At 40.9% G+C, this 2984-nt stretch carries 5 protein-coding genes; 2 read left to right on the forward strand and 3 right to left on the reverse strand.

Translation table 11 applies throughout. The annotated features are described in order from the left end of the window. The coding region (locus tag RMO52_RS10575) for a hypothetical protein (protein WP_310413798.1) at positions 1 to 456 on the forward strand (456 nt) is incomplete at its 5' end. A 47-nt stretch (positions 457 to 503) separates the two neighbouring features. Here the strand turns inward: RMO52_RS10575 and RMO52_RS10580 are convergent. From RMO52_RS10580 to RMO52_RS10590, 3 genes are all read right to left on the reverse strand, one after another. Beyond that, positions 504 to 689, reverse strand: a complete 186-nt coding sequence (locus RMO52_RS10580; RefSeq protein WP_309741295.1) for a hypothetical protein — start codon at positions 687 to 689, stop codon at positions 504 to 506. Between the two features lie 405 nt (positions 690 to 1094). Further along, on the reverse strand, positions 1095 to 1457 hold the full coding sequence (locus RMO52_RS10585; protein WP_310413801.1) for a hypothetical protein: 363 nt from the start codon (positions 1455 to 1457) through the stop codon (positions 1095 to 1097). Between the two features lie 157 nt (positions 1458 to 1614). Beyond that, positions 1615 to 1845, reverse strand: a complete 231-nt coding sequence (locus RMO52_RS10590) for a hypothetical protein (protein ID WP_309741300.1) — start codon at positions 1843 to 1845, stop codon at positions 1615 to 1617. Positions 1846 to 2434: 589 nt separating this feature from the next. Here RMO52_RS10590 and RMO52_RS10595 point away from each other — a divergent pair. Continuing rightward, positions 2435 to 2984 (forward strand): hypothetical protein (locus RMO52_RS10595; protein WP_310413804.1); only part of this gene is annotated, 550 nt, incomplete at its 3' end.

Consider the following 2984-nt stretch of genomic DNA (forward strand, 5'->3'; position numbering starts at 1 on the left):
GCTGAGGTGGCAAAATCTGAAAAAGCCAAGTCTGAGTTGTTGGTTAGCCCAATTTTGGTTCAGGCAAGAAGACTGGTCAATCGGCAAGTACAATTATTTTCTGGTGAAGAGTTTAATGTAGACCAGGAGAAGGGTTTAAATGGCTTCTGTGACTTTCTGTTTAGCAAGTCTGAAAATCAATTTACAATCGATGCTCCGGTATTAATGCTAGTTGAGGCTAAACGAGGGGAGATTGAAAGTGGATTGGGTCAATGTGTAGCTGAAATGGTAGCAGCCCAAAGCTATAATCAGCTTAAAAATAGAAGTATTCCAGTTATTTATGGTTGTGTAACTAGTGGTACGCTCTGGCAATTTCTTAAATTAGAAGGCAATGATGTGACGATCGATCCTACTAATTATTTGGTTACACCCGTGCAGAAAATTCTTGGTATTCTCAAGTGGATATTAAGTCAATAGCTTACTATTTAGAACGATTACCTACAGCGATCTCGACTACGCCAACGCTAATCCGGTTCGATGCCCAACGCGCGTAATTGAGCCGCCAACCGTTCGGCGCGTTGGCGTTCTCGATCGGTTTGTTGGCGTTCTCGTTCGATTAAGAGATCGGCATCGTCGGCACGTTGGCGTTCGAGTTCGATCTGTTCGTATGGGGTCGGATAGCGATTGGCATCTCGATCGTACCAATACAACCATGGAGCATGGCAGTTTGTCGGCGGTGGGTAGGTATCTAGGTAACTCGTACTAATACATAGCTTTAGCGAGGTCAGAGAAGGGCTTACGCTGATTCTAGTTTTAGGTGAGGAGGTTAGACTTGCTTTAGTACAATTTTATCACAAGTGACTACATGAAATTTGACAATTTCATGCGTTGCACTTCACTTGAATTATTTGGAGATAGTGACGGATGAGTCAAGACCTACTCTGGCTCTTTAGATCGCACGCTTCATATCGATCGATGATACTGCCAATATCTCAATCTGTTCGGTAATGTCCTCCCGACGGTCAGCAAATTCAAAGTTATCGACCGCAGTAATCGCTAGATCGAATAGATCCGATTTAACCGCATTTAAACACTTAAATAGTATCCGATCGGTACTATTTTAGAGGTAGACGATCGAGGATAGAATTGGTCTGTTGCTCGTTGGTCGAAGACCTGCCTTCGGCAATCGTATTGAGCTTCCGCAAAATTGTGGGACGGTCTTCATCAATCGACCCCAGCAATGCTGCTACTCCCTGCTGCGTGTTAGCGAGAATTCGGTTGTTAGCTTCTAACAGTTGGATTCTACTCTGGTGCTCTGCTCTTTCTTCATCTCTTTTCAATCTGTCTGTTGCCGTTTGGTCGAGCATCGCCTGAATAGTCCTGTCATTGGATCTGACGATCGTTCGCACTTCCTCTTGAAATTCCCGTTGAGCAACAACCATCTTCTGTAGAATTAAATCCATCTCTTCAAATGTCATCTATTCAGACCCTAAATTTAGTAGTTATATTTCACATTCCGCACTTGATAAAATCGCTGCTAAAAAGCCTTATTTTTCGCATCTGGTAGGGTGTGCTATCCCGTCAGGGTACGCACCGCTCAGGCTCGGTCGAACGAGGATCGGTGCGGAATGTGGGTTATATTTCACCATCGCGTTTGAGCTTTTCGTAAGCAGCTTGCAATAGCCAAGTCCGGCGACTGGTTTTGGTTGGCTTTCTGAGTCTGTCGATTACTGCGGTTAGTTCGCCTGGAATTGACATCGTAATTCGCACATCTTCTGGCAGCACTAATTCTGGTGCTGTGGGTGCGGTACCACCTTTGTCGTTCGCACATTCGGCTGCTGTATTAACCGTCTTGGTTGCTGTCATGACTAGACTTAATTAGTGCTATTTTGCACTAGAGTAGTAGTATTCTGCTGATTTAATACCATTTTATCATCAACTTAGTGCTAAAGTACACCTGAATAACATGGTATCGAGACAAGAAGTTCGACGCTTGGTATTGCAGGTGTTAAATCGACGGGTGGGTGAGAGCGTAACGATCGATCGACACTACGGATTGCGATCGATCGTAAGCTCAGTATCGTGCATCTGTCTGGGGCATCATTGGCAATCGAGGTTAGGTGCTAATGCTCTAATAAGCTCAAACTGCTTTGAGCAGAGACGATCGTTACTTCGAGACCTCATCTATCTCGATCGCGCAACGAGGTCGAGATCTGCTCGAGATGTAAGTTACTTCAATGTTGAGATCGATCGTGTTAGTATTTATGCTACTGTATCCTCAAACCCCAATCTAGAAGGCGATACCAATGTTAGATTCAGTAGCATCAACTATCTCAATCCGCTCGATCGTGCGCTTCAATCGATCGACGACACTGCCATTAATATTCTTTACTAAGTATTGCTATTGAAAATATGTAGTTATTATTCTATTCATATTCACACAGAAAATTTTTGAATGAGAGAATACACAATATTTAATCGTATTATTGATGCTTACGATAAATCAATTAAAATCGTTAATAACAGCAACGATAAAAGTGAATCAATTAAAATTGTTACCGCTACTAGCGATGAAATTAAAAATATAGAATTATCAAGCGTTAACGAATTACAAAGTCACAACTATTCACATCCAGAAATAGAGGGCAATTATTTACTATTTTTTAATAATACATACAATAAGCTGGTACGTAAATATATTAAAAAGATTCTTAAGAGGATAGCATGGCCTATTCTGAAAAGGCAGGTATTTTTTAATGCGACCATTAGACAAATTTTGTATGGACTTGTTCAAAAAAATCGGGAATTATCATTCAAAGAAGAAGAGAACAGCAGTTATTTGCATGTTTTGAATGAAAAAATAGATAAAATAAATTTATCACCAAAAGAATCAGAAAAAATTTCTAAACTTGAGATAAAGGTCGAGCATCTTACTCAGATAAATCAGCAATTATTAGAACAGATTTCTTTATTGACAACTAAAATTGGCACTATTCCTCAGATTG

Source organism: Chamaesiphon sp. OTE_8_metabat_110, assembly GCF_031382685.1.
In the GTDB taxonomy this organism is placed as follows: domain Bacteria; phylum Cyanobacteriota; class Cyanobacteriia; order Cyanobacteriales; family Chamaesiphonaceae; genus Chamaesiphon.

What these genes read in the sequence shown, in the direction of transcription:
- RMO52_RS10585 (WP_310413801.1), bottom strand. Translation starts at nt 1,457, where the DNA reads ATGACATTTGAAGAGATGGATTTAATTCTACAGAAGATGGTTGTTGCT.
- RMO52_RS10590 (WP_309741300.1), bottom strand. Translation starts at nt 1,845, where the DNA reads ATGACAGCAACCAAGACGGTTAATACAGCAGCCGAATGTGCGAACGAC.